Annotated in this window: 26 protein-coding genes; 8 read left to right on the forward strand and 18 right to left on the reverse strand. The window is 59.6% G+C overall.

What is annotated here, in order from left to right; all coding sequences use genetic code 11:
• Nucleotides 1-52 precede the first annotated feature (52 nt).
• The 6 genes from DUT91_RS09275 (at nucleotide 53) to DUT91_RS09300 (ending at nucleotide 5,259) form a co-directional block, all read left to right on the forward strand.
• A complete protein-coding gene (locus tag DUT91_RS09275; RefSeq protein WP_245419647.1) occupies nucleotides 53-1,285 on the forward strand; it encodes an ABC transporter substrate-binding protein in 1,233 nt (410 codons plus the stop codon).
• A 25-nt stretch (nucleotides 1,286-1,310) separates the two neighbouring features.
• On the forward strand, nucleotides 1,311-2,273 hold the full coding sequence (locus tag DUT91_RS09280) for a YVTN family beta-propeller repeat protein (protein WP_425373765.1): 963 nt from the start codon (nucleotides 1,311-1,313) through the stop codon (nucleotides 2,271-2,273).
• A 36-nt stretch (nucleotides 2,274-2,309) separates the two neighbouring features.
• Entirely contained in the window at nucleotides 2,310-2,792 is a 483-nt protein-coding gene (locus DUT91_RS09285) for a cupredoxin domain-containing protein (RefSeq protein ID WP_114440069.1), read from the forward strand.
• A gap of 168 nt (nucleotides 2,793-2,960) precedes the next feature.
• Nucleotides 2,961-3,764, forward strand: a complete 804-nt coding sequence (locus DUT91_RS09290; RefSeq protein WP_114440070.1) for an ABC transporter ATP-binding protein — start codon at nucleotides 2,961-2,963, stop codon at nucleotides 3,762-3,764.
• A 65-nt stretch (nucleotides 3,765-3,829) separates the two neighbouring features.
• On the forward strand, nucleotides 3,830-4,627 hold the full coding sequence (locus DUT91_RS09295; protein WP_245419663.1) for an ABC transporter permease: 798 nt from the start codon (nucleotides 3,830-3,832) through the stop codon (nucleotides 4,625-4,627).
• Nucleotides 4,624-5,259 (forward strand): hypothetical protein, encoded by a 636-nt coding sequence (locus tag DUT91_RS09300; RefSeq protein WP_114440072.1) that lies wholly within the window; start codon nucleotides 4,624-4,626, stop codon nucleotides 5,257-5,259. Before DUT91_RS09295 ends, DUT91_RS09300 begins: the two co-directional genes overlap by 4 nt.
• Here DUT91_RS09300 and pqqE read toward each other — a convergent pair.
• The 8 genes from pqqE to xoxF5 all read right to left on the reverse strand — a co-directional run bounded on the left by pqqE (nucleotide 5,249) and on the right by xoxF5 (nucleotide 12,671).
• On the reverse strand, nucleotides 5,249-6,370 hold the full coding sequence (gene pqqE, locus DUT91_RS09305; protein ID WP_114440073.1) for a pyrroloquinoline quinone biosynthesis protein PqqE: 1,122 nt from the start codon (nucleotides 6,368-6,370) through the stop codon (nucleotides 5,249-5,251). The two genes, DUT91_RS09300 and pqqE, sit on opposite strands and share 11 nt — an antisense overlap.
• Nucleotides 6,367-6,723, reverse strand: a complete 357-nt coding sequence (pqqD, locus tag DUT91_RS09310; RefSeq protein ID WP_425373766.1) for a pyrroloquinoline quinone biosynthesis peptide chaperone PqqD — start codon at nucleotides 6,721-6,723, stop codon at nucleotides 6,367-6,369. The genes pqqE and pqqD overlap by 4 nt, the downstream gene beginning before the upstream one ends.
• Complete coding sequence (gene pqqC, locus DUT91_RS09315) at nucleotides 6,720-7,475, reverse strand: pyrroloquinoline-quinone synthase PqqC (RefSeq protein WP_114440075.1); 756 nt, start codon at nucleotides 7,473-7,475, stop codon at nucleotides 6,720-6,722. Before pqqC ends, pqqD begins: the two co-directional genes overlap by 4 nt.
• The gene (pqqB, locus tag DUT91_RS09320) at nucleotides 7,472-8,422 is read right to left on the reverse strand and encodes a pyrroloquinoline quinone biosynthesis protein PqqB (protein ID WP_114440076.1); all 951 of its coding nucleotides are present in this window, start codon (nucleotides 8,420-8,422) and stop codon (nucleotides 7,472-7,474) included. The genes pqqC and pqqB overlap by 4 nt, the downstream gene beginning before the upstream one ends.
• 263 nt (nucleotides 8,423-8,685) lie before the next feature.
• A complete protein-coding gene (locus tag DUT91_RS09325; RefSeq protein ID WP_114440077.1) occupies nucleotides 8,686-9,240 on the reverse strand; it encodes a PQQ-dependent catabolism-associated CXXCW motif protein in 555 nt (184 codons plus the stop codon).
• Nucleotides 9,241-9,280: 40 nt separating this feature from the next.
• Nucleotides 9,281-10,150 (reverse strand): substrate-binding domain-containing protein, encoded by an 870-nt coding sequence (locus DUT91_RS09330; RefSeq protein ID WP_342634446.1) that lies wholly within the window; start codon nucleotides 10,148-10,150, stop codon nucleotides 9,281-9,283.
• A 1-nt stretch (nucleotide 10,151) separates the two neighbouring features.
• Nucleotides 10,152-10,664 carry a c-type cytochrome, methanol metabolism-related gene (locus DUT91_RS09335; RefSeq protein ID WP_245419648.1) on the reverse strand — a complete coding sequence of 171 codons (513 nt, stop codon included), beginning with the start codon at nucleotides 10,662-10,664 and terminating at the stop codon, nucleotides 10,152-10,154.
• Between the two features lie 195 nt (nucleotides 10,665-10,859).
• Nucleotides 10,860-12,671, reverse strand: a complete 1,812-nt coding sequence (gene xoxF5, locus DUT91_RS09340; RefSeq protein ID WP_114440079.1) for a lanthanide-dependent methanol dehydrogenase XoxF5 — start codon at nucleotides 12,669-12,671, stop codon at nucleotides 10,860-10,862.
• A 503-nt stretch (nucleotides 12,672-13,174) separates the two neighbouring features.
• Between xoxF5 and DUT91_RS09345 the strand changes: the two genes are divergently transcribed.
• Nucleotides 13,175-13,507 (forward strand): hypothetical protein, encoded by a 333-nt coding sequence (locus DUT91_RS09345; RefSeq protein WP_425373767.1) that lies wholly within the window; start codon nucleotides 13,175-13,177, stop codon nucleotides 13,505-13,507.
• Between the two features lie 93 nt (nucleotides 13,508-13,600).
• On the opposite strand, the gene DUT91_RS09350 is transcribed toward DUT91_RS09345, so the two are convergent.
• The 3 genes from DUT91_RS09350 to DUT91_RS09360 all read right to left on the reverse strand — a co-directional run bounded on the left by DUT91_RS09350 (nucleotide 13,601) and on the right by DUT91_RS09360 (nucleotide 15,732).
• The gene (locus DUT91_RS09350; protein WP_245419649.1) at nucleotides 13,601-14,431 is read right to left on the reverse strand and encodes a quinoprotein dehydrogenase-associated SoxYZ-like carrier; all 831 of its coding nucleotides are present in this window, start codon (nucleotides 14,429-14,431) and stop codon (nucleotides 13,601-13,603) included.
• A gap of 113 nt (nucleotides 14,432-14,544) precedes the next feature.
• On the reverse strand, nucleotides 14,545-15,519 hold the full coding sequence (locus tag DUT91_RS09355) for a quinoprotein relay system zinc metallohydrolase 2 (protein ID WP_114440082.1): 975 nt from the start codon (nucleotides 15,517-15,519) through the stop codon (nucleotides 14,545-14,547).
• 3 nt (nucleotides 15,520-15,522) lie between these two features.
• Complete coding sequence (locus DUT91_RS09360; RefSeq protein WP_114440083.1) at nucleotides 15,523-15,732, reverse strand: hypothetical protein; 210 nt, start codon at nucleotides 15,730-15,732, stop codon at nucleotides 15,523-15,525.
• Nucleotides 15,733-16,110: 378 nt separating this feature from the next.
• Between DUT91_RS09360 and DUT91_RS09365 the strand changes: the two genes are divergently transcribed.
• A complete protein-coding gene (locus DUT91_RS09365) occupies nucleotides 16,111-16,497 on the forward strand; it encodes a c-type cytochrome (protein WP_114440084.1) in 387 nt (128 codons plus the stop codon).
• Between the two features lie 39 nt (nucleotides 16,498-16,536).
• Here DUT91_RS09365 and DUT91_RS09370 read toward each other — a convergent pair whose 3' ends face one another.
• Genes DUT91_RS09370 through tkt form a run of 7 tightly spaced genes read right to left on the reverse strand, consistent with a single transcriptional unit; the run spans nucleotide 16,537 to nucleotide 23,800 of the window.
• A complete protein-coding gene (locus tag DUT91_RS09370; RefSeq protein WP_114440085.1) occupies nucleotides 16,537-17,094 on the reverse strand; it encodes a thioredoxin family protein in 558 nt (185 codons plus the stop codon).
• A gap of 19 nt (nucleotides 17,095-17,113) precedes the next feature.
• Complete coding sequence (rpe, locus tag DUT91_RS09375; RefSeq protein WP_114440086.1) at nucleotides 17,114-17,800, reverse strand: ribulose-phosphate 3-epimerase; 687 nt, start codon at nucleotides 17,798-17,800, stop codon at nucleotides 17,114-17,116.
• Complete coding sequence (cbbX, locus tag DUT91_RS09380; protein WP_114440087.1) at nucleotides 17,797-18,741, reverse strand: CbbX protein; 945 nt, start codon at nucleotides 18,739-18,741, stop codon at nucleotides 17,797-17,799. Before cbbX ends, rpe begins: the two co-directional genes overlap by 4 nt.
• Entirely contained in the window at nucleotides 18,734-19,153 is a 420-nt protein-coding gene (locus tag DUT91_RS09385; RefSeq protein ID WP_114440088.1) for a ribulose bisphosphate carboxylase small subunit, read from the reverse strand. Before DUT91_RS09385 ends, cbbX begins: the two co-directional genes overlap by 8 nt.
• Nucleotides 19,154-19,162: 9 nt before the next feature.
• Nucleotides 19,163-20,614 (reverse strand): form I ribulose bisphosphate carboxylase large subunit, encoded by a 1,452-nt coding sequence (locus DUT91_RS09390; protein ID WP_114440089.1) that lies wholly within the window; start codon nucleotides 20,612-20,614, stop codon nucleotides 19,163-19,165.
• 56 nt (nucleotides 20,615-20,670) lie between these two features.
• Complete coding sequence (fba, locus tag DUT91_RS09395) at nucleotides 20,671-21,750, reverse strand: class II fructose-bisphosphate aldolase (RefSeq protein ID WP_114440090.1); 1,080 nt, start codon at nucleotides 21,748-21,750, stop codon at nucleotides 20,671-20,673.
• A 37-nt stretch (nucleotides 21,751-21,787) separates the two neighbouring features.
• A complete protein-coding gene (gene tkt, locus DUT91_RS09400; RefSeq protein ID WP_114440091.1) occupies nucleotides 21,788-23,800 on the reverse strand; it encodes a transketolase in 2,013 nt (670 codons plus the stop codon).
• Nucleotides 23,801-23,805: the final 5 nt, after the last annotated feature.

Below are 23,805 nucleotides of genomic sequence, written 5' to 3' on the forward strand. Positions count from 1 at the left end.
ATCTGAATACGACTGCCACCGCGGTACGGCGGCAAGTACGAATGGTATGGTCATGAAGAGTATGGTGCCAAACACTCCCGCGTTTTTATTCGGCCTTTTTTTTCTCTGCGTCAACGCATCCGCACTGCAGGCGCAACAAACTTCGACAGAAAAAACGGCAAAGCCCCCCATTGATGTCCAGATCGGCTATCTGCGCGCCTATGAACCGCAACTCGCCCTCTCGGTGCTCGACGTGCCGCCGCGCGACGAAGGCGTGGCCGGGGCGAGTGTCGCCATCAACGACAACAACACGACGGGACGGTTCCTCGGCCAGAGCTTCACGCTCGACGTGACCGAAACGAAATTTGATGCCGATGTCGTGCCCGTCTTCAAGGAAATGCTTGCGCGCGGCGACCGCTTTGTCCTGACCGATGTCTCGGCCGGGCAGCTGATGTCGATCGCCGATATCGCGCGCGACAATGGCGTGCTACTCTTCAATGTCGGCGCGACGGATGACAGCCTTCGCGAGGAGAATTGCCGCGCCAATATCTTCCATACCGCGCCGACCCGAACCATGCTTGCCGATGGGCTAGCCCAATATCTGGTCTGGAAGCAATGGCGCAAATGGGTGCTGCTCTACGGCTCGCATCAGCCCGACCAGCTCTATGCCGATGCTATCCGCCGCGCGGCGACGCGCTTTGGCGCGACCATCGTAGAGGAGCGTCTCTATGAGGACCGCGGCTCCGCGCGGCGCACCGATACCGGCGTGATCCAGGTGCAGAAGCAGATGCCGGTTTTCACGCAGAATCTGCCGGAGCATGACGTGGTCATAGTCGCGGACGAAAGCGAAGTTTTCGGCAGCTATGTTCCCTATCGCACCTGGACGCCGCGCCCCGTAGCAGGCACCGCCGGCCTGATCGCGTCGAGCTGGCATCCTGCAAGCGAGCAATGGGGCGGATCGCAGATCCAGAGCCGCTTCCTCAAGGCAACCAAGCGCCGGATGCTTTCGAAGGACATGCAGGCCTGGACGGCGGTGCGTATCCTCGGCGAGGCGGCGACGCGCACCAGCGGAAACGATCCCGCGAAAATAGAGGCTTTCATCAAAGCCGATGATTTCTCGATCGCCGCCTTCAAGGGCCAGAAGGTGACCTTCCGCAACTGGAACTGGCAGTTGCGACAGCCCATCCTGCTTGCGGACGGCCGCGGGGTCGTCTCCACCTCACCGCAGGAGGGCTTTCTGCATCAGTACAGCGAACTCGACACGCTCGGCATCGATAGACCGGAGACAAAATGCAAGTTGAATTAAGGGGAGGACAAGAATGCGAAGTCACATGAGTATGCTCGCGGTGACGGCGGCATTGCAATTTTCCGCGCAGGCCGCATGGGCCAACATGGTCTATGTCTCCAACGAGAAGGATAACACCGTCACGCTCCTCGATTCCGCGACGATGGAGGTGGTCAAGACCATCGATGTCGGACAGCGGCCGCGCGGCATCACCGTCTCCCATGATGGCAAGTTTCTTTATGTTTGCGCCAGCGATGACGACACGGTCGAAATCATCGATACCGCCACCCATGAGATCGTCGGCTCCTTGCCATCCGGCCCGGACCCGGAACTCTTTGTTCTATCGCCCGACGGCAAGACGCTCTACGTCGCCAATGAAGACGACAATCTCGTCACAGCCATCGACGTTGAAAAAAAGAGTGTGATCGCGGAAATCCCCGTTGGCGTCGAGCCGGAGGGCATGGGCATCAGCCCCGACGGAAAAACCATGGTCAACACATCAGAGACGACCAACATGGCGCATTTCATCGATACGTCGACGCATGAAATCACCCATAATGTGCTGGTGGATTCGCGTCCGCGCTTCGCCGAGTTCAAGCCTGATGGATCGGAAGTCTGGGTTTCCTCGGAGATCGGCGGGACGGTCTCGGTCATCGACAACAGCACGCGGGAGGTGAAGCACAAGATCACCTTCGAGATCCAGGGGCTGCGGTCGGAGGCAATCCAGCCTGTGGGCGTGCGCATCTCCGCCGACGGCAAGAAAGCCTATGTGGCGCTCGGCCCCGCCAACCGCGTCGCGGTGGTGAATGCCGAAACCTATGAGGTCGAGAAATATGTTCTCGTCGGCCAGCGGGTCTGGCAGCTCGCCTTTACCCCCGACGGAAAATTCATCATCAGCACCAATGGCTTGTCAAACGATGTTACCTTTATCGACACGGCGGCGGACGAACCGGTCAAATCAGTAACGGTCGGGGCCCTGCCCTGGGGTGTCGCCGTCGCCCCGAACTGATTTCTCAAGCGCTGATCTATCTGATGGGAGGACACTATGTCGAAATTCAGCATTATCGCCTTTACGGCACTCATCGGCGTTGCGATCGCCTCGCCTGCCCTGGCTCAGGCCGACGATGACGATGATGATGCGCCAAAGGCCCAGGAACAGACACAGGCGCCGAAGGTCACCCGCGCAAGCAAGAATGTTCCCGAACTCATCCTGGGATCGAAGACCGACAATTTCGCGGTCAACCAGAAGGATTTCGAACTGGTCGCGGGCCAGGGCTATCGCTGGAAGATCACCTCTGCCGCAGGCCTGGAATATAAATTCGTCACCGATCTCTTCCGCAATGTCTGGATGAACCAGATCGTCATCAACGATCTGGAAGTGCACATGAACGGCGCGCCGGCATGGCTGGAGTTCGATGCGGAAGGCACGATCAACGTGCAGTTCACCGCCGTCAGGCCCGGTGAATATACGTGGTCGGTTCCGGACTTGGCGGATAAGGGGATGAAGGGCAAGATAATCATCAAATAGCCGCCCCCGATGCATAGAGCGCCGCGTATCCTATGGACGCGCAAATGACGCTCTAACACGTTTAAATGCTGCATAATTTTATCCTTAGATCGATTCCGATATAAAGAATTATGCAGCAGGGAATGGGGCGGTTAGCACTGAAACGCTATCCGCCGGGAGGCCAACCCGATGAACATCAATGCTGGACGAAATGTTGCCGCGCGGCACGAAACGCCGCCGGTTCCCGCATTGGAATTGATGTCGGTCAGCCATTCCTATGCCGCGCGGAAGGCGCTCGACAACGTTTCCTTCGCTATCCAGCCCGGACGCTTCGCCGTATTGCTTGGACTGAACGGAGCGGGAAAGACGACGTTGTTTTCGCTCGTCAGCCATCTCTTTGCGACTGGTAGCGGCGAGATACGCGTTTTCGGCTACGATATCAGCCGCAAGCCGGGCGATGCGCTGCGCCGACTTGGCATCGTCTTCCAGGCGCGCACGCTCGACCTCGATCTGACCGTGCGGCAGAACCTCTCCTATCACGCCGCCCTGCATGGCATCGGCGCGCGCGAGACCCGCCGGAGGATCGAGGCCTTGCTTGAATCGATCGACATGGGCGATCGCCTGAACGACAAGGCGCGCAGCCTCTCGGGCGGGCAGATGCGGCGTGTCGAGATCATCCGCGCCCTTTTGCACCGCCCTTCGCTGCTGTTGCTCGACGAGGCGACGGTGGGCCTCGACGTGAATTCGCGCGCGACCATCCTCGCCGATATCCGCAAGCTCGTGCAGGAAGAGGGCATCAGCGTTCTCTGGGCGACGCATCTGATTGATGAGGTCAACGACGCCGATCAGGTGATCGTTCTCGACAAGGGCCGGCTGATGGCCGATGGCGGCGTCGCGAACCTCATTGAGGCAACCGGCGCCGGCACGATCAGTGAGGCGTTCGCCCGCCTTACCGGCTCACCACCGCCTCCACTGCCTGAGGGCCAGCCATGACCGATGCGGCCCACCCGATTCCCCATGCAATAACCGAGCACAAACGCTTCGGCTTCACCCATTACATGATCTGCCTGAAGGGCATTCTGGTTCGCGAGGGCCTGCGTTATCTCAACCAGCGTGAGCGCTTCATCTCGTCGCTGGTGCGTCCCCTGCTCTGGCTTTTCATCTTCGCCGCAGGCTTCAGGCAGGTGCTGGGCGTCTCCATCATTCCACCGTACCAGACCTATGTGCTCTACGAGGTCTACATCACCCCCGGCCTTTGCGGAATGATCCTGCTCTTCAGCGGCATGCAATCCTCGCTCTCCATGGTCTACGACCGGGAAATGGGCAATATGCGCACCCTGCTTGTCAGCCCCTTTCCGCGCTGGTTCCTGCTGGTCTCCAAACTTTTGGCCGGCGTCGCGGTTTCGCTGATCCAGGTCTATGTATTCCTCGCCATCGCCTGGTTCTGGGACGTCAAGGCGCCATTCATTGGCTATCTCATGATCCTGCCTGCGCTGTTCCTTGCCGGGCTGATGCTGGGCGCGCTCGGCATGTTCCTCTCGTCGATGATCAAGCAGCTTGAAAACTTCGCGGGCATCATGAATTTCGTGATCTTCCCGATGTATTTCGCCTCCTCCGCCCTTTATCCGCTCTGGCGCGTCCAGGAGGCGAGCCCGCTCCTCTACAAGATCTGTCTGCTCAATCCATTTACCTACGCGGTCGAACTCGTCCGCTTTGCCTTCTACGGCCAGATCGAATGGACTTCGCTCGCCGTCGTCGCGGCGTTTACGCTCATCTTCCTCGGCGGCGCCATCATCGCCTACGACCCGTCAAGAGGTCTCATCATCCGCAAACAGGATACGGGAGGAAACAGTTGAAACGCTTGAAGATACTATGTCGTGGCTTCATCGCCCTGCTGCTAGCCGCAGCATCGCCAGTGCCGGCTTTCGCCGCTGCCAATACCGATCCCGACTGGCCCTGTATCCAGCGCAAGGTCCCGCAGCTTTCCATCGCGCAGGTATGGACAGGACCGGACCTGCCGGAAAATGCCGCGAAATGGGCCGATGATCCCGCAATATCGCATTTGGCCACTGAGATGGCCGCGCGACGCAATACCGTCGAGGACGCGCAGAAGCTGCTGGCGACCTATATCCAAAGCATCCCCCGCCACGAGATCAACGACAAGCTGATGCAGCTTTTCCAGGGGATATTCGAAAAGCTCAATTGGGAACGCCAGCAGATCATTTCGGGCATCTCCCGCTATGCCGCCAAACAGCGCGATATGGCGGCCGATTTGCGTCGGGAAGCACAGAAAGTCGATGCAATGCGGGCAAAACCAGACGCCGATCAGGCCGAACTCACCAAACACAACGACCGCTTGACCTGGGAAACGCGGATTTTCGAAGAGCGTACACAATCGCTGACCTATATCTGCGAGGTGCCGACGATCCTCGAACAGCGCCTCTACAAGCTTGCAAATACCATCAGCCAGTCGATCATCAAAGAATAGGTTCCGCCACCTTCCCTATCCGCCTGTATTGAAACCCGGTGTCGCTGGACGCAGCGCCCATCCTGGCGGCCTCTTCGATGAGTGCGCCCATGCGCGCATGCAACGGGGACTTGATGCAGGCCGGGTCCGTTGCCGCGGCATCGCCGGCAATGGCCATCGCCTGGCAGCGGCAGCCGCCCCAGTCGAGCTCCTGCCGCTCGCAGCTGCGGCACGGCTCCGCCATCCAGTCAGTGCCACGGAACGCGTTGAACGCGGGAGAATCGCGCCAGATATCGCCCAGTTTCCAGTCGCCGAACTGTTCAAAATGCAGGGATTTGATGGTATGGGCAGCATGGCAGGGCAACACCGTGCCATCGGGCGCCACCATGAAGGCGTCACGCGCCCAGCCGCCCATGCAGGGCTTGGGATATATCGCGAAATAATCGGGCGTCACGAAATCGATCGTCATGATACCGCGCAACCGCTCCTGCGCCTCCTCGACGATCTGCACCTGGCGCTCGACCGACTCCCGGTCCGGCATCAGCGCATCGCGATTGATGAGCGCCCAGCCGGCATATTGCACGTTGGCGATTTCCAGCCGTTCCGCGCCGAGCGACAGCGCCATCTCGATGAAATCCGGCACTTCATGCATGTTGTGGCGATGGATTGGCGCGTTGATCGTCAGCGGCAGGCCCGCCTCGCGGACGCGCCTTGCCGTCTCGATCTTCTTTTCATGCGCGCCGCGATGATTGCCGACCTTTTCCGTGGTCTGGGGATGCGCACCCTGGAAGCTGAGCTGCACATGGTCCAGACCCGCCGCGGCAAACGCCTCGATCCGCCCTTCCGGGATGCCGACGCCGGCGGTGATGAGATTGGTGTAGACGCCGCGTCCCGCCAGACAGGCGATGATTTCCGTGAGATCGCTGCGCAGCGTCGGCTCGCCGCCCGACAGATGCACCTGCAGAACGCCCAGATCCGCCGCCTCCTCGAAAAGCGTGAGCCAGCCTTGCGTCCCCATCTCGCGGTTGGCCTTCAGAAGCTCGACCGGATTGGAGCAATAGGCGCATTGCAGCGGACAGCGATGCGTCAGCTCCGCCAGCATGGCAATAGGTGGTAGAATGGCTTCGGTCATTCGTTTTCTCTCAAGTCCGGACGGAAAACCGCATCACACTTTTCCTGGACTTGCTGCAGCGTCACCAGAAATTTGTCCGACCATTCCTGCAGGAATGCCGTCACGTCAGGGGCTATATCGGCTTCATCAGCGCCATATTGGTCGGCAAGCAATGCGATCATTTCCGCAACGTCATGCGTGCCGTCGCAAAGCCGCAGAATATCGAGGCTGACTTCATTGGGCCAGAATATCCGCTCCGGCGACAGAAGCGCCCAGGCATCTCGAACCGGATCATATTGCAGCCGTGCATGCCGCCGCAATTTGGGCCTCGACTGCATCGACACTATAGCACGGATGCGGATGGCTTCCATCATCCCTCCTCCGGATTGAAGGCGCCCGGCGGCACATGTCCTTTTTCGCCATAGGCGTAGTCGAGCGCATCCAGCATCGCCCAGAGAACATCGCATTTGAAAACCAGCGCGTCGATCACCGCCTGCTGCTTTTCCGGCGTCGTCGCATGTTCGAGCACATAGGCGAGCGCGAAATCGGAGTCGCGCGAGGCCTGTGTCGGGCGCGGCTTGAAATAGGCGAGGATGTCTTCCGAGACATAGTCATATTTCGCCAGCATGGCCGGCACCCGTTCGCCGATGATGACCGGCGAGAAAAGTTCCGTCAGCGACGACGCCACGGCTTCGAGCAGGCTGCGATTGGTGCAGAAGGAGAGATAGGCGCCGACGGCGAACCGCGTGGCGGGAAGCGCCAGCCGCTCGCTCTTGACCATCCCGGCGTCCAGCCCGAGGCCCGTAGCCAGCTTCAGCCAACGGGCAATGCCGCCGTTCCAGCCGTCGCCGCCGTCATGGTCCTCGATACGCTTGCGCCATTCCGCGCGGAAGGCCGGATCTTCCGCGCGCGCCAGGATCATCGCATCCTTGCGCGGAATGACCGACTGGTAGCAATAGCGGTTGAGCGCCCAGGCCTGCATCTGCGTCTTCGTCAGCGCGCCGCTCACCATCTGATGATGGAACGGATGGAGATTGTGATAGCGCGCTGAGCCGACATCCCGCAGCACTGTCTCCAGTTGCGTGTTCGTCAGCCCTTCTCTTGCGGCGCTGGCAAAATCTTTCAAAGCCGGATCTCCATTCCGTCATAGGCGACTTCCCATCCCGCTGCCCTCACCGCCGCATGTTCGGGGGAGGCATCATCCAGGATGGGATTGGTGTTGTTGATATGCACATAGATGCGCTTTCCGATGGGCAGATCCTCAAGCATCTTCATCGACCCCGCTTCGCCTGCGATGTGCAGATGCCCCATGCGCGCCCCGGTTTTTGCGCCAACGCCGGCCCTTACCATCTCATCATCATGATAGACTGTGCCGTCGAAGAGCAGGCAGGCGGCACCCGCGATACGCTCTTTCAACCGCGCATCGATGCGCGCGCAACCGGGAATATAGAACGCCGTTTCGGCGCTGCTTACCGCCCCGATCCGCACGCCGATCGTGTCGCCCTCTTCCGTGCCGAAGCCTTCTGCCGACCTCGCCTCATCCTCCAGGAACAGCGCCACTTTTCCCGGCACGGAGAAGGTTTCTATGGCAATCCCGGTGGGCTGCCCCTCGGCGTCCAGAATATCCGTGCGCACGCCAAGAGAAAGCCTGCGGCGCTGAACGATCGAGCGGTCGAGCACGTTGAAAATCGAATTCGCGTCGAGCACTTCCAGCACCCGATCCGTCGCATAGATCGCGAAAGGTTCGCGCTCGCGCAAGGTAAGGAGGCCGGCGATATGATCGACATCGGCATTGGTCAGCACCACCGCCCGAATCGGCGTCGAGCGCAATGGGCCGTCCGGCTGTGGCTGCAACTCAGGTGTTGCCGCGATCTGCTGGCGTATGTCGGGAGACGCATTGAACAGCACCCAGGCTGCACCCTCGGCCGTTCCGTTGGCCGTTACGGCGAGGCTGGATTGCGTCCGTGGCTGGAAGCCCGGTTTATCCGCCCTCACCGCCCGGCTGAGGCGGTAATTGCAATTCCACTGGGGAAAACCGCCGCCCGCCGCGGAGCCGATGATCTTCAAATGCATTACGCGCACCCACCCTGCCGGTGACTCCTGTCTCCGGCACCAATCCAATCAGCAGAGATATCTGCTCCGCGCAGAGTTTGCGCGGAGCAGATCGACCATCTTACTTTTTGGCCTTCAGTTCTGCGGAAAGGTAGCGTGACATCTCCATTCCCGCAGCGACCTGGCACATGGTCGGCTTGGTCCATGTCTTCTTCATGCTCTTCTCCTTCTCAATAAAGATCAGAAAGCTGATCTCCTTTTATCATACGCTTTTTGCGCACGATTCAGAACCCTAAAGGTACGTTCTTTTCCGTCGGCTGCCCCGCAGCCACCCAGCCATCCGTACCCAAGGGATACCAGAGCACCGCCCGATATCCCCATCCCACCGCCCTTTTGGCGGCGTTCCAAGACATCCAGCAGTTTTCCATGCAATAGAATAACACCAAAGCATCCTTGTCATCACCCAGGCGCGATTCCAGTCCCTTACGAAAATAAGCTTCGGTCTCCATGTTGAGGACACCGTACCCTACGTTCGCCAACCAGATACTACCTGGTATATCTTGCCTTATCTTTTCCTTCCAAATAGTTCCCGCCGGAAGTTTTTCCGGCTTGGGATCATAGGGAAGCACATCGACAAAAAGAGCTGACCGATTCTTCCAGAGTGCGACCGCTTCCTCGGTAGAAACCACCTTGGCCCCCTTCAACGTCGCTGGGACCGCCGCGCGATAGTTCTCTGTCCTGTAACCGTCGGGTTCCGGCAAACTTTCGGCAAAAGCCTGCGCAACGGTCCATGGGACCAATGCTGCGACGATTGCTGACACCCACCGGCGCACCGGCATTTTCTTTTCCTCCAATCGTAACCGGTTTCTGTGCCGGTCCCTATTGCGTGATTGGCTTGTCCTGCTCGTTGATCAGCGGCACATGATAATCGAGCAGTATCTTGTTGATTTCCTGCTGGTTTTCGCGAATGACCTTGTTCAACGTCCGCTTCCACTCCTGGTCTGAGGGACGCACGCCCATGGTGATGCGAAATGCCATCCGCCCGGTCTTTTCCTTGAGAAGCGGAACGATGGCGAGTTCGGGCGCGAGTTCATGCGCATAGTACCCGGCCATCGGTCCCCAAAGAATGGCAACATCGATCACGCCGCTCTGAAGCTCTTTCAGCATGAGTTCGGCCATCGAAGGCGCCAGGCGCGTATCGACCATTAGAGGGTACGGACGGACATTGCGCATATAACCGGCTTTTGCCAGATTGGCGGCAGGCGGCGTGCCTGCGACGATCCCGATCTTCTTCGTCGCCAGTCGCGGATCCTCGACCGTATCTATGCCGTCGAGGCCGTTTCCCTTCTTGTAGACCATGACATAGGTCGAGCGATAATAGGCATTGGTGTTCTGGACCAGTTCGTCTCCCTGGGCATACCCCATGATGATATCGCAGCGATTGGACCGCAGAGTGTTGCGCACGAATCCGGTCGCCATTGGATACCAGGTATAGGACACGGATTTGCGTCCGGTCTTGGCAGCCACGAGCTCCGCCAGCCTGTTCTCGAAGCCTTTGCCGTTTTCGTCGGAGAACGGCATGTCGGACGGATCGGCGCAGACCCGCAGGACATCCGGATCGACCAGTTCACCGGCGGCACCCAGCCCCGTCTCCTGCGCCAACCCGCGAGAGGGGGCAGCCATTGCGGTCATGAACAGCACTGCAGCCAGAATCCGCCACATGCCTTTGATCCTATTGACCTTTCCCATTTTATCCACCCATACAGGAGGTTTCCTGCTCTTTCGCCGCCGCAGGCTTGTCATCCTTTTTCGCCGGTCGCCCGCGCGGCAGATCGCCGACGGCGCGCGCCCGCAGATAGACGTAGATGTCGTCCAGGTAGCAATAGACGTTCTTGTTGTCGCCGAATGCCGGCATGACGCTTTCCTTGCCGGCACTGAGGTTTTTCCGGCCCTCTGCGACGGTGGACAGGAAGTCGGCATAGCTCATCGTCTTCAGCGAATTGGCAAGTGCGGGCGCAAAGGACGATCCGGCGCCATCGGCGCCATGACATACATTGCATTCCGAATTGAAACGGCGATAGCCGCTATAAGTATACCAATCCACCGTCCCGTCTTCCTTGATATTGAAAGTGGGCGTGCCATCCTTGTCGAAATATTTGCCGTCTTCGTTGGAGACAGCGGCTGCCGTTGCCTTGTCGTCGGCATGGACATTAACCGTCCCTGCCAGCACGCTAACAACGATCGCGACGCAAAACTGTTTCATCCGAACGGGCATTCATAACCTCGCATTCCAAACCTGAAGCAACATGCATCCATGCTGCTCCCGCGGTGGCTTTATTCGTATTCGTGAGGATGGAAGGCAAAGGGAGCCCGGCCCATGTCTGACCGCGTCGTCGACAGATCCGGGCTCCCTTGTCAAAGCCTGCGAACGCAAGCTCAACCTTCCGGTTGGGTTCCCTTATTGCTCGGGAACCGTAAAGACGGTCAACTGACCGCCAAGTGCGGTATATTCCGACAGACCGGCATAGCCGCCGACCGCGCCGAGACCGTCCGTGCCCTTTGTCAGGCCCGCTGCAAGACCGATGCCTGCCCAGCCGCCGACACCCGACAGAACAGCGACATATTGCTTGCCGTTGTGTTCATAGGTGGTGACGTTGCCGATGATGCCGGATGGCGTCTTGAACTTGTAAAGTTCCTTGCCATCCTTATCGACCGCCTTCAGATAGCCCTCCAGCGTTCCGTAGAACACGATATCGCCGTCCGTGGCGAGCGCCCCGGACCAGACGGAGAACTGCTCCGGCTTGGACCAGACGATCTCTCCCTTGGCCGCATCCCAGGCGATGAAATTACCCATGCCGCCATGGCTGTTCGGCGCGGGATACATCGACAATGTTGCACCGATATAGGGCTGGCCTGCGGTATAGCTGACCTTGTATGGCTCGTAATCCATGCAGACATGGTTCGTCGGGACATAGAAGAGCTTGGTTTTCGGCGAATAGGACGCCGGCTGCTGGTCCTTCGTGCCAAGCGCTGCCGGGCAGATACCTGTCGTATTCACGTCCTCGCCGTTCTTGGCAGTCGAATATTTATCGACGACCTGAGGCCGGCCATACTGCTCGCTGTTCTTGTCCATGACGACTTCCGTCGCCCAGTTGACTGCCGGATCATATTTCTTGGCCACCAGAAGCTCGCCGGAAGCACGATCCAGTGTATAAGCGAAGCCGTTGCGGTCGAAATGCACGAGAACGTCGCGCGGCTTTCCCTCGATTTCGATGCCATCCGCAAGGATCATTTCGTTGACGCCGTCATAATCCCACTCGTCGTGCGGGGTCATCTGGTAGAGCCATTTCGCCATGCCGGTATCCGCATCGCGGGCCATGATAGCCATTGACCAGCGATTGTCGCCCGGTCGCTGGCTGGGGTTCCATGTCGAGGGATTACCCGTGCCATAATAGATCAGGTTCAGCTTCGGATCATAGGAATACCAACCCCATGTCGTTCCGCCACCGATCTTCCACTGATCGCCTTCCCAGGTTTTGGTGGCCGAATCGGCACCGACCGGCTTGCCGAGATGCGTGGTCTTTTCCGGATCGATAAGCATCTCCGAATCAGGACCCATGGAATAGGCGCGCCATGCCTGTTTGCCATCACTGACGTTATAGGCCGTCAAATGGCCCCGGACGCCGAATTCGCCGCCTGAGATGCCGACGATGACCTTGTCCTTGACGACCATGGGCGCCGATGTTCCGGATTCGCCCTTGCTGCCGTCCGCCGCCTCGCCGTTCTTCACGGACCACGCGACTTCACCCGTTTTTGCATCGAGCGCGACGAGCGTCGTATCGGCCTGATAGAGGAAGATCTTGCCGTCGCCATAGGCAACGCCACGATTGACCGTATCGCAGCACATGATCGGAATGACGTTGGAATCCTGCCGGGGTTCATACTTCCAGAGGATCTTGCCGTCATTGTTCAGATCGAGTGCGTAGACTGTGTTCGGAAACGGCGCATGGACATACATGACGTCGCCGATAATCAGAGGGCCGCCTTCATGGCCGCGCAGGACACCGGTCGAGAACGTCCAGGCGACCTGGAGATCCTTGACATTGTCCTTATTGATCTTGTTCAGCTTGGAATAACGGGTGTTTGCATAATCGCCGGTTGGCATCACCCAGTTTTTGGCATCCGAGGCAAGGCTTTGAAGTTCGTCATTAGCTGACGCACCGGCCATCATAGAAAAAGATAATGCAGTCGCAGCCAAAGCAACTGTCATACAATGTTTATGTACACGCATTTTGAAATCCTCCCTAGATCATCTCGATGAGCCATGGACGGAGAAGCTTTCACAAGCGTTCCGAACCACCAGCTCACGCAAATGGGAAGTATTTCCGGCAGCGTGTCACGACCTAAGCCAGGCGCGTGGAGGGCACCGTTACCACCCACCCCACTTGGCCTACGAAGACTGTCACCACTCCCTTGACGGTAACGTCCTTGAAGCCGGAAACAATTGAACGATAGGAGATAGAAATGCTTTGCGCAAGCATGTTTATCAATTAATATATATTGCAGCGCACGCATCACGCTGCGCCGCGATACTTATTTTGCAACGCACAATAAATGAAAGAATGATGACGTAAATAAATCTACTCTACAGATATAAAACAATACTTGATGACTTCTGAATTCTTTGAACTTACATTTGAATTAGAAGAAAATATGAAAACTACACTATAGAACTGCAAGTTGGAAGGGAGGCCGTAAACCATGGTGAAACTCATGAAAATCGCATTTGCCGCTGCAATGTCTGTAACGGTTTGTGCACCTGCGAACGCGGCAGCGGATTACCCGACGGCCGTCCTGGCGGAATATGTCTACGGTTGCATGAAGGCCAATGGCGAGAACCGCGACACGCTCCAGCGCTGCTCCTGCTCGATCGATGTGATCGCCTCGGTTATCCCCTATGACCGCTATGTCACCGCGGAGACATTCAAGCAGATGGGGCTCGTTCCAGGAGAGAAAGGCGTCATCTTCCGACAGAGCGCACCGGCAAAATCAGCCACCACTGACCTCAAGCGCGCGCAGGCCGAAGCGGATGTTCGTTGTTTCTAAAGCATGACCCCGAAAAGGTGCAGACTTTTCGGAGAGGAACATGTGGCAAAAACAAAGGTTCAGGATATCCGGCTCAGCTAATTTCATCCTGCTCTAAAGCGCGGATGATGCCAGCGGCCACTGGTTCTCGAACTTCATTCCCTCTGTATCCGACGCCTCGACCTTGATGTCCTCTCCCGGATTCGAATGGAATTCGAATCGAAAATTCGGATCCTCCGAGATCGAGATGCCGCCCTCCATCGTCATGATCAGGCGGTCGCCCTGCGAGATGGTCAGTCCCTGGATGAAATGGGCCGGGATGTAATAACGGGTGAGTTGATCCATCTGCAGCCCGGAATTGTTGGGATGGCGGATCATCAGTTGCATCTCGGTCGCACGATTCATGGCCTCGGCGCCGGGTGCTTTCGGCGGAAACACCCGCAGCTTCATCTTGCCGAGCGACGCCATCGCTTCATCCTGGTTCTTCATGGCAGGCGCGGAGCAGCCGCCCGAGGCTTTAACGAAAGCTTGAACCATGTGAAGCTTGCCGTCTTCGGTCTCGGCGATGGCGCGTACATAGGAATAGGCGTTGACCCTGAGCCGTGTCGCCAGATGCGTCACCCCGGCGTCCGGTCCGAATTTGAACACGGCCGCCACCGGAGACGGATTTTCGTCGACGATCAAGGTAACGGCCTTGATCCTGCCCGCCTTCTCGGAATTGAAATGCAGGTCGACGGGGACGATCGCGGCATCCTCGGCGCGTTTCGGCGCTTCGATCCTGATAACTCCGTTCGCGGCCTCTATGACCCTGTCGCCGAAGACATCGCTCTTCAGACTGCTCCATACAGCATTTTCGGGAACGCTCGTCTGCTCAGCGTGAACCGGCAGCAAGGGAAATGCACCCAGCAGCGCCGTCAGCACGACCAGACTGATACGATGGCGCATGCTGCGCGTTCGTTGCGGTTGAGCATTCATCTCAGCCTCCACCAGATTGTTTGGCGGTGCCCGGCTGGCTCCATCATACCACCGTCCGAGATCAAATCAAACCGCGCCGCCCCCTACTCCCATTCGAGCTCTGCATACGCAGCCGTGGCGTTGCGGACATTATATGCGTCGAAGAGATGCCAATTGCCGCGCTCGCTCTCGGCCGCCGTCCTGATGGCCATTGCAAGCGGAACGCCGGCGGCGATCGCCTGGCGGATGTCATGCGTGAGCACCTCGAAATAGCGCCGCTCATCTTCGAGCGCATCAGGCCACTTGGCCGGAACCGGCCCATGGCCGGGAACAGCGATTTTTGCCCTGATCGCCTTTAACGCCTCCAACTGCGCGATCCAGCCGGTGAGGGATCCGTCCAGCGTCGGCAGATGCCGTATGAAGCAGAGATCGCCGGTAAAGAGAACGCCTGTCTTCTCATCGAGAACCGTCAGATCATTGTCCGTATGAGCCGGTTTCCAGGCCTTCAGCCTGATGATCCGCCCACCCAGATCGAGATTTTCCTCGTCGTTGATCAGCTTTGTCGGCGGGATGATCCTGATCTCCCGCATCAGTGCCTCGCCCATGCTTTCGCGATAACTGGAGAGATAGAACTCGCCTCGGCTCGCCAGAGCGCGTGGCAGATTATGATGGCCGACGAGGACCGCTCCCGTGCCCTCGAATGCCGCATTGCCGAAGCAATGGTCGGGATGCATATGCGTGTTGATGAGGTAGGCAATCGGCTTGTCGGTGACGGCGCGGATGGCGGCGATCAGCGCCCTTCCCTCCGCGACGCTCCCGCCGCTGTCGATGACGGCAACCCCATCGCCGCCGATCACAAAACCCACATTGCAAATCTCGCCCCGATTGGCGTCGGTCATCAGCGCATCGGTTCCGGCAAAGGCGAATATGCCATCCGCCACTTGCCTGACCGGCAGAACGCCTCCCGCGGCAAAAACCGGACCCGGCGGAAGAACGCGACATGACAGAACTCCGGCAATCGCCGCTTTGCCCTGCTTCAAAATCGTCCGGCGAGAGAATGTCTTCAGCCCGGTAAGCATCCGTCAAAGCATCCGCTCTTCTGTCGGATAGGCGCATTTCCAGCGCACGACGCGAAGATGGGGATGCGCCTGCGCCCATTTCGCGATTTCGGTCGGGGCGGTGAACATGCAACTGTTGAGATTGCCGCGCCGCTCGAAATGCAGCCGCTCTTCCCGGCAGTCCGACGGATTCGCAATGACGCAGATAGTAAGGACCAGATCAATCATATCCATGTCGGCACCTCCAATCCGTCGGTCTATCTGCGCGACCGTCGGCTGACGAACAGAGCTATTCCGTCTCAGGATTTCTCAAGGTGCCCGGATGAGAAATTATCTGCCGAGACTACGACCACGCATCCCGCGCGTCAATCCAGGGTGTTTTCGAAATCCCGGAGCGGTCTCAAAATCACCGGATACGTCCCAGACAAAATGCCCCAGACGAATACGCTGCCGAATGATTGACTTATCTGTCCCGACAAGTAATTTTTCGGGTGATCGAACCGGCCTTGTCGGGAGGCAGGATATCCGGGGCGATCCAAAATGGCGGTTGTCGGCACATGGAACCGGCGGCGCCTTCGTCTAGGGCACCCTTGGCGAGAATGAGGAAATGCCATGCGATATCAAGTCCTTCTGATCGGCGTATCAGTCGCGATTTTTGCTGCTGCCGAAGCTGGAGCACAAGAGGGGGATGCAACAGCCGGGGCAAATGTTTTCAAGAAATGCACCGCCTGCCATGTGGTCGATTCCGACAAGAACAAGGTCGGCCCGTCCCTGAAGGGCGTGATGGGCCGAACGGCCGGTACGCATCCCGGCTTCAAGTTTTCTCCAGCCATGGTTGAGGCGGGAAAGGCTGGCCTCGTCTGGGACGACGCCTCAATGCGTGACTATCTGCACGCTCCGAAAGCCAAGGTGAAAGGCACGAAAATGGCCTTTGCCGGATTGAAAGACGATGCCGATATCACCAATCTGCTCGCCTATCTCAAACAGAACGTGCAATAGCGGACCCAATCGCCGGCAAAGTTGCCGGCGATTGTCTGTTCAGACGGACTCGCGCCATTTAATGGAGCAGCCTGTCGAGGCAACCTGCTCGCGTGGTCCCTGCCCGGTTTCCGCCACCTGCCGCATCGCCTCGAAGAGATCGCGGCGCAGATCGGGTGCGCCTTCCGCCTTGCGCGAGGCATCGAGACGCCCGCGATATTGCAATTCTCCCGCACCGTTAAAACCGAAGAAATCCGGCGTGCACGCCGCGCCATATGCGTGGGCGACCGTTTGCTCCGCATCGTGGAGATAGGGGAATGGAAAGCCGTTCTCCCGCGCGAAGATTTTCATATTCTCATAGGAATCGGCGGGATAGGCTTCGGCATCGTTGGAGTTGATGGCGACGAACCCGACGCCGAAATCCTTCAGATCATGCGCGTCACGAACGATCCTTTCGATCACTGCTTTCACATAGGGACAGTGATTGCAGATGAAGGCGACAACCAGCCCATTGGGCCCGGCCTGGCCCAGAACGGAATGGCGTTCGCCATCCACACCGATCAGCGTCGCGTCGATCGCCTTCCAGCCAAAATCGCAAACCGGCGGCATTGAAGCCATTTTATATCTCCTTTCACTATCAGGCCGCCTTGCGTATCGCGCTGTCGGCGGCACGCCGTATCGCCGCAATATTCGCCGCATAGGCAGCCTGATCATTACCTCCAAAGATCGCAGAACCGGCGACCAGCACATTAGCTCCGGCTGCGGCAACGAGCGGCGCTGTCTCAGGCGTCACACCGCCATCGATCTCGATATGGATCGGGCGCGCTCCGATCATCGCCCTGATCCGCCTGACCTTCTCGACGACAGACGGAATGAACGCCTGGCCGCCGAAACCCGGATTGACGGTCATCAAGAGGATGAGGTCAAGCCGGTCGAGCACATACTCGATCACATTTTCGGGCGTCGAAGGATTGAGCGAGACACCAGCCTTCTTGCCGAGATTGCGGATCGCCTGCAACGACCGGTCGAGATGCGGCCCCGCTTCCGCATGCACGGTAATGAGATCGCAGCCCGCATCGGCGAAAGCGGCAAGATATGGATCGGCCGGAGCGATCATCAAATGGCAATCGAAGAACGCCTTGGTTCGGCTGCGGATCGCCTTGATCACCGGCGGACCGAAGGTGATGTTCGGCACGAAATGCCCGTCCATCACGTCGAGATGAATCCAGTCGGCACCCGCCGCAACCACTGCCTCGACCTCGTCGCCCAGCCGGGAAAAATCGGCGGAAAGCACCGATGGCGCGATAATCGTCTTGGACGTCATGAGCGTTTTTCCTCCTTTGCAGCCTCCGCCATCGCGAAAACGCGGCTGACACTTATATCCTCCGCGCCGATCGTCGACAGCGCCTCGGCATCAACCGGACCCGACACGGTCTCGAACAGGCGGTTCGCCTGCCGCAGCCGCGCCCTGTCGAGCGCGTTGCGGATGGACCTTGCATTGGCGAAGTGCGGCTGCTTGCGGCGAGCCGCAATATAGTCCGCCATGACTACCCGCGCCTTCCCGTCGAATTGATAATTCTGCTTCGCGAGCATGGTTTCCGCGATCTGCAGGAGTTCATCACCCGAATAATCCGGAAAATCGATGTGGTGGGCGATGCGCGAGCGAAAACCCGGATTGCTCTCGAAAAACCGGTCCATCCGGTCGGCATAGCCGGCCATGATGACGACCAGATCGTCGCGCTGGTTTTCCATCACCTGAAGCAGGATTTCGATCGCCTCCTGGCCATAATCGCGTTCATTCTCCTGGCGGTGGAGATAATAGGCCTCGTCGATGAACAGCACGCCGCCCATCGCCTTCTTGAGGATCTCCTTGGTCTTCGGCGCGGTATGGCCGATATATTGCCCCACCAGATCGTCCCGCGTGACGGAGACGAGATGGCCCTTGCGGATATAGCCGAGGCGATGCAGGAGATTGGCCATGCGCAAGGCGACAGTCGTTTTGCCGGTTCCGGGATTGCCGCTGAAGCTCATATGCAGCGTCGGCGTCTCATGCGCGAGCCCGAGCCGCCGCCGCGCATGTTCAACCAGGAGCAGCGCTGCCGTTTCCCGAATGCGCTGCTTGACCGGCCTGAGGCCGATCAGCTCGCGGTCGAGTTCATCGAGCACATCCTTCACGCCCGACTTGACATATTCCGCCCGCAGGTCGATGGCGGCGGGGATATCGCCGCCATCTTCAGCGGACAACTGGACCGCTGCATCAGCCATAACGGTCTCCCGCAGGCTTGTCCGCCGCATAGGACCGGGTGGTGTAACGGATCACACGTCCCGGCGCTTCCTCCCGCTGCAGATGAAACCCCGGCTCGTTCGCCGGCCGGTTGACGATGAAGGAGAGCTTCACCGACTCCCATCCATGGCTGGCGTCGAAGGCGACCAGACGGATATAACGGTCGCCATAGACCTTGCGGCATTCCTTCAGCTCCATCATCAGCGCCGCCGCGTCCGGATTGTCGAACATCGGGTGCCCCCACATCTCCCAATAGGTATTGCGGGGATGCGGATCGTCGGTAAATTCGAGACTGACTGCCCAGCCATTGTCGATGCAGTATTGCGCCTGCCTTGCGATCTGCTCGTCGGTCAGGTCAGGCAGGAACGAGAATGCTCCCTGGGTAACGCGCATGGTTCTCTCCTATTCAGCTGCGGTGGCCGTCGGCACGAAGTCCGGCGCATCGGTCGAGGTGTAGTTGAAGGTGACGTCCTTCCAGACATCGAGCGCCTGCTGCAATGGTTGGCAATGCCGCGCCGCCGCCCGCAGGATCTCCGGCCCTTCATGGACGATGTCCCGCCCTTCATTGCGGGCCAGCACCATGCATTCGAGCGCCACGCGGTTCGCCGTAGCTCCAGCCGCGATGCCCATGGGATGGCCGATGGTGCCGCCGCCGAACTGCAGCACGACATCCTCGCCCAGGAGGTCGAGCAACTGGTGCATCTGCCCGGCATGAATGCCGCCGGAGGCGACCGGCATCATCTTGTTGAGCGAGGCCCAGGGCTGGTCGAAGAAGATGCCGTTTTCGAGCCGCATTGGATTGAATTCCTCGCGGCAGACATCGTAATAGCCCTTCGTCGTGGCGGGATCGCCCTCCAGCTTGCCGACGACCGTCCCCGCATGGATGTGATCCACACCGGCAAGCCGCATCCATTTGGCGATGACGCGAAACGAGACGCCATGGTTTTTCTGTCGCGTATAGGTCGAGTGGCCGGCGCGATGCAGATGCAGGATCATGTCGTTGCGCCGCGCCCATTTCGCCATTGACTGGATGGCGGTGTAGCCGATCACCAGGTCGATCATGACGATGTTGGAGCCGAGCTCCTTGGCGAAATCCGCCCGCTCATACATGTCCTCCATCGTCGCCGCGGTGACGTTGAGATAGGTTCCCTTGATCTCCCCCGTCTCGGCCTGCGCCTTGTTGACCGCCTCCATGCAGTAGAGGAACCGCTCGCGCCAATGCATGAAGGGCTGCGAGTTGATGTTCTCGTCATCCTTGGTGAAGTCGAGCCCGCCCTTCAGCGCCTCATAGACGACGCGGCCATAGTTGCGGCCCGACAGGCCAAGCTTCGGCTTGACCGTCGCGCCGAGCAGCGGCCTGCCGAATTTGTCGAGACGTTCGCGCTCGACCACGATGCCGGTTGCAGGCCCCTGGAATGTCTTCACATAAGCGACCGGCAGGCGCATATCCTCGAGCCGCAGCGCCTTCAGCGGCTTGAAGCCGAAGACATTGCCGATGATCGACGCGGTCAGATTGGCGATCGACCCCGGTTCGAACAAGTCGAGATCATAGGCGATATAGGCGAAATACTGGTCAGGCGCGTTGGGCACGGGATCCACGCGGTAGGCCTTGGCGCGGTATTTTTCGCAGGCCGTCAGCCGGTCCGTCCAGACCACGGTCCAGGTCGCAGTCGAGCTTTCGCCCGCCACCGCCGCCGCCGCCTCGATCGGATCAACGCCATCCTGCGGAGTGATCCGGAAGAGCGCTATGATGTCGGTATCCTTAGGCTCGTAATCAGGCTCCCAATAGCCCATCTTCCGGTATTCCATCACGCCGGCCTTGTAGCGTTCGGCTCCGGTGACGGTCTTGGTCATGCTGGTCAAGTCTGCCATGGCACTGGTCCTTTCTAGGGATACTGGTCGCTTGCTTGTCAGGCGGCCTTGGCGGTTGCGATTTGCGGATCGAGTTGGCCGGCGGCATAGCGCTTCGCCATCTCGTCCATCGAAATAACCCTGATCTTCGATGCGCGGCCGGCAGTGCCGAACCTCTCGAAACGGTCGCGGCAGAGGTCGCGCATCGCGTCCATCGACGGCTTGAGGAACTTGCGGGGGTCGAATTCAGCCGGACTTTCGGAGGCGATGCGGCGGAACTGACCGGTGATCGCCATGCGGCAATCCGTGTCGATATTGACCTTGCGCACCCCGTGGCGAATGCCGCGCTCGATCTCCTCGACCGGTACGCCATAGGTCTGGGGCATCTCGCCGCCATGCCTGTTGATGATGTCCTGCAGTTCCTGCGGCACGGAGGAGGAGCCGTGCATGACGAGATGCGTATCGGGCAGTTTGGAGTGGATGGCCTCAATCACATGCATGGCGAGGATGCCGCCATCCGGCCGGCGCGAAAACTTGTAGGCGCCGTGCGAAGTGCCGCAGGCGATCGCCAGCGCGTCAACCCCCGTCCGCATAACGAAGTCCACCGCCTGTTCGGGATCGGTGAGAAGCTGGTCGTGCGACAGCGTCCCTTCGGCGCCATGCCCGTCCTCTGCCTCGCCCTGCCCCGTTTCCAGCGACCCGAGCACGCCGAGCTCACCTTCCACCGACGCGCCGACCCAGTGGGCCATCCGCGCCACCCGTTCGGTGATCGCCACATTGTATTCGTAGTTCGCCGGCGTCCTGGCATCCGCCTCCAGCGAGCCATCCATCATCACCGAAGTGAAGCCGTGGCGGATAGCCGTCAGGCAGGTGGCTTCATTGTTGCCGTGGTCCTGGTGCAAGCAGACAGGGATCGCCGGATACATTTCGATGAGCGCCTCGACAATCTTCGAAAGCATGACGTCACCGGCATAGGAGCGCGCGCCGCGCGAGGCCTGAAGAATGACCGGCGCATCGCATGCCGCAGCAGCCTGCATCACGGCGAGGCCCTGCTCCATATTGTTGATGTTGAAGGCGGGAACGCCGTAGCTGTGCTCTGCAGCATGATCGAGCAGCTGACGTAACGTAATGCGAGCCATGATCCATGCTCCTTTCCTAAGCGAGGTGCCGTTTGTCTCAATCGATCAGTTTTCTTACGCGTTCGACGACGGCCTCCGGCGTAATGCCGAAATGCCGGTAGAGATCGGCGGCAGGCGCGCTGGCGCCGAAACCGTTCATGCCGATGAAATCGCCATTCTCGCCGATCCAACGGTCCCATCCCTGCCGCGCGGCCGCCTCGATGGCGACGCGCGGGGCCGCCGCAAGGATGGAGCGGCGATAGGCAGGCATCTGTTTTTCGAAGAGTTCCCAGCACGGCATAGAGACGACAGCAGCGGCAATTCCGTGCTGGGCGCGCAGAATATCGGCGGCGGCACAGGCGATCTCGACCTCGGAGCCGGTGGCAATCAGCGTCGCCGCCCGCGGTCCCGCCGTCTCGCGCAGCACGTATGCGCCACGGCTCGACCGGTTCTCCTTGCCGTGCGCAAGGCGCAGCATGGGAAGGTTCTGGCGCGACAGCACGAGAACGCTCGGCCTGTTCCTATGCTTCAACGCCAGCTCCCAGCACTCGGCCGTTTCAATGATGTCGGCCGGGCGATAGACGTCGATCCCGGGGGTTGCCCGCAGCATGGCGAGATGCTCGACCGGCTGGTGCGTCGGCCCGTCTTCGCCAAGCCCAATCGAGTCATGGGTCATGACATAGATCACCTGCTGGCCCATCAGCGCCGAAAGCCGGATCGCGCCCCTCGCATAGTCGGCGAAAGCCAGAAATGTGCCGCCAAAGGGGATGAAGCCGCCATGCAGCGCGATGCCGTTCATCGCCGCCGCCATCGCATGCTCGCGGATGCCATAATGGACATAGCGCCCGCTGAAATCGCGCGCCGAGATGCTGCCCATCCCGGATGTAAGCGTCAGGTTGGAATGGGTGAGATCAGCGGAGCCGCCGACGGTGAGCGCCGTCGCCTTGTTGATGACGCCGAGCACCATCTCGGAAGCCTTGCGGGTGGCGACCTTCGTCGCCTTTTCCAGATGCTCGCGGCGGAAAGCGTCCAGCTCTTCAAAAAGCGTCTCCGGCAGCTCCTTTGCGACCGCCGACTTGAAGACGCCCATGTCGGGCGATGCCGCAAGCCGGGCGCACCAGTCGCGCCGCTGGTCCGCGCCGCGACGGGCGACATTGCGCCAGGTTTCAACGATAGCCTCAGGGACCTCGAATGCCGCATGCGGCCATCCGATCGCCGCCCGCGCCGCCGCGATTTCGGCGTCGCCGAGCGGCGCGCCATGGGTCTTTTCCGTGCCCTGCAGATTGGGCGCACCCTTGCCGATGATCGTCCGGCAGGCGATCAGCGACGGCCTGTCCGTCTCCCGCGCCTGGCCGATCGCGTCGGCAATCGCCTCGAAATCATGGCCGTCGATATCCCAGACGTCGAAGCCCGCCGCCCTGAACCGGGCAAGCTGGTCCATCGATGTGGAAAGCGAGGTAGGCCCGTCGATCGAGATGGAATTATTGTCCCAAAGCACGATCAGCCGCGACAGACCGAGATGCCCCGCCAAGTCTATCGCCTCATGGCTGATGCCTTCCTGCAGACATCCATCGCCGGCAATCGCATAGGTGAAATGATCGACGATTTCCGCGCCGAAGCGCTCGCGCATCAGCCGCTCGGCAAGCGCCATGCCGACCGCCGTCGCAATCCCCTGCCCCAGCGGGCCCGTTGTCGTCTCGATGCCCTGCGCATGGCCATATTCGGGATGGCCCGCCGTCCGCGCGCCGAGCTGGCGGAAACGCTGCAACTCCTCGGCCGGCATGTCGGGGTAGCCGATCAGATAGTGCAGCGCATATTGCAGCATCGAGCCATGGCCGGCCGAAAGCACAAAGCGGTCGCGGTCCGGCCATTGCGGGTGCAGCGGATCGAGCTTGATGAAACGGTTGAAGAGCACCGTGGCGACGTCCGCCATGCCCATCGGCATGCCGGGATGGCCGGAATTGGCCTTCTGCACGGCATCCATGGCAAGGGCGCGGATGGCATTGGCCATGTCCCTCTCGCTGACGAGTTGCGGTTCGGTCGCGGTTTGCAGCAAAGCTTGCGTGTTCATCGTCT

This window comes from Paramesorhizobium salinisoli (assembly GCF_003335045.1).
GTDB lineage: Bacteria > Pseudomonadota > Alphaproteobacteria > Rhizobiales > Rhizobiaceae > Paramesorhizobium > Paramesorhizobium salinisoli.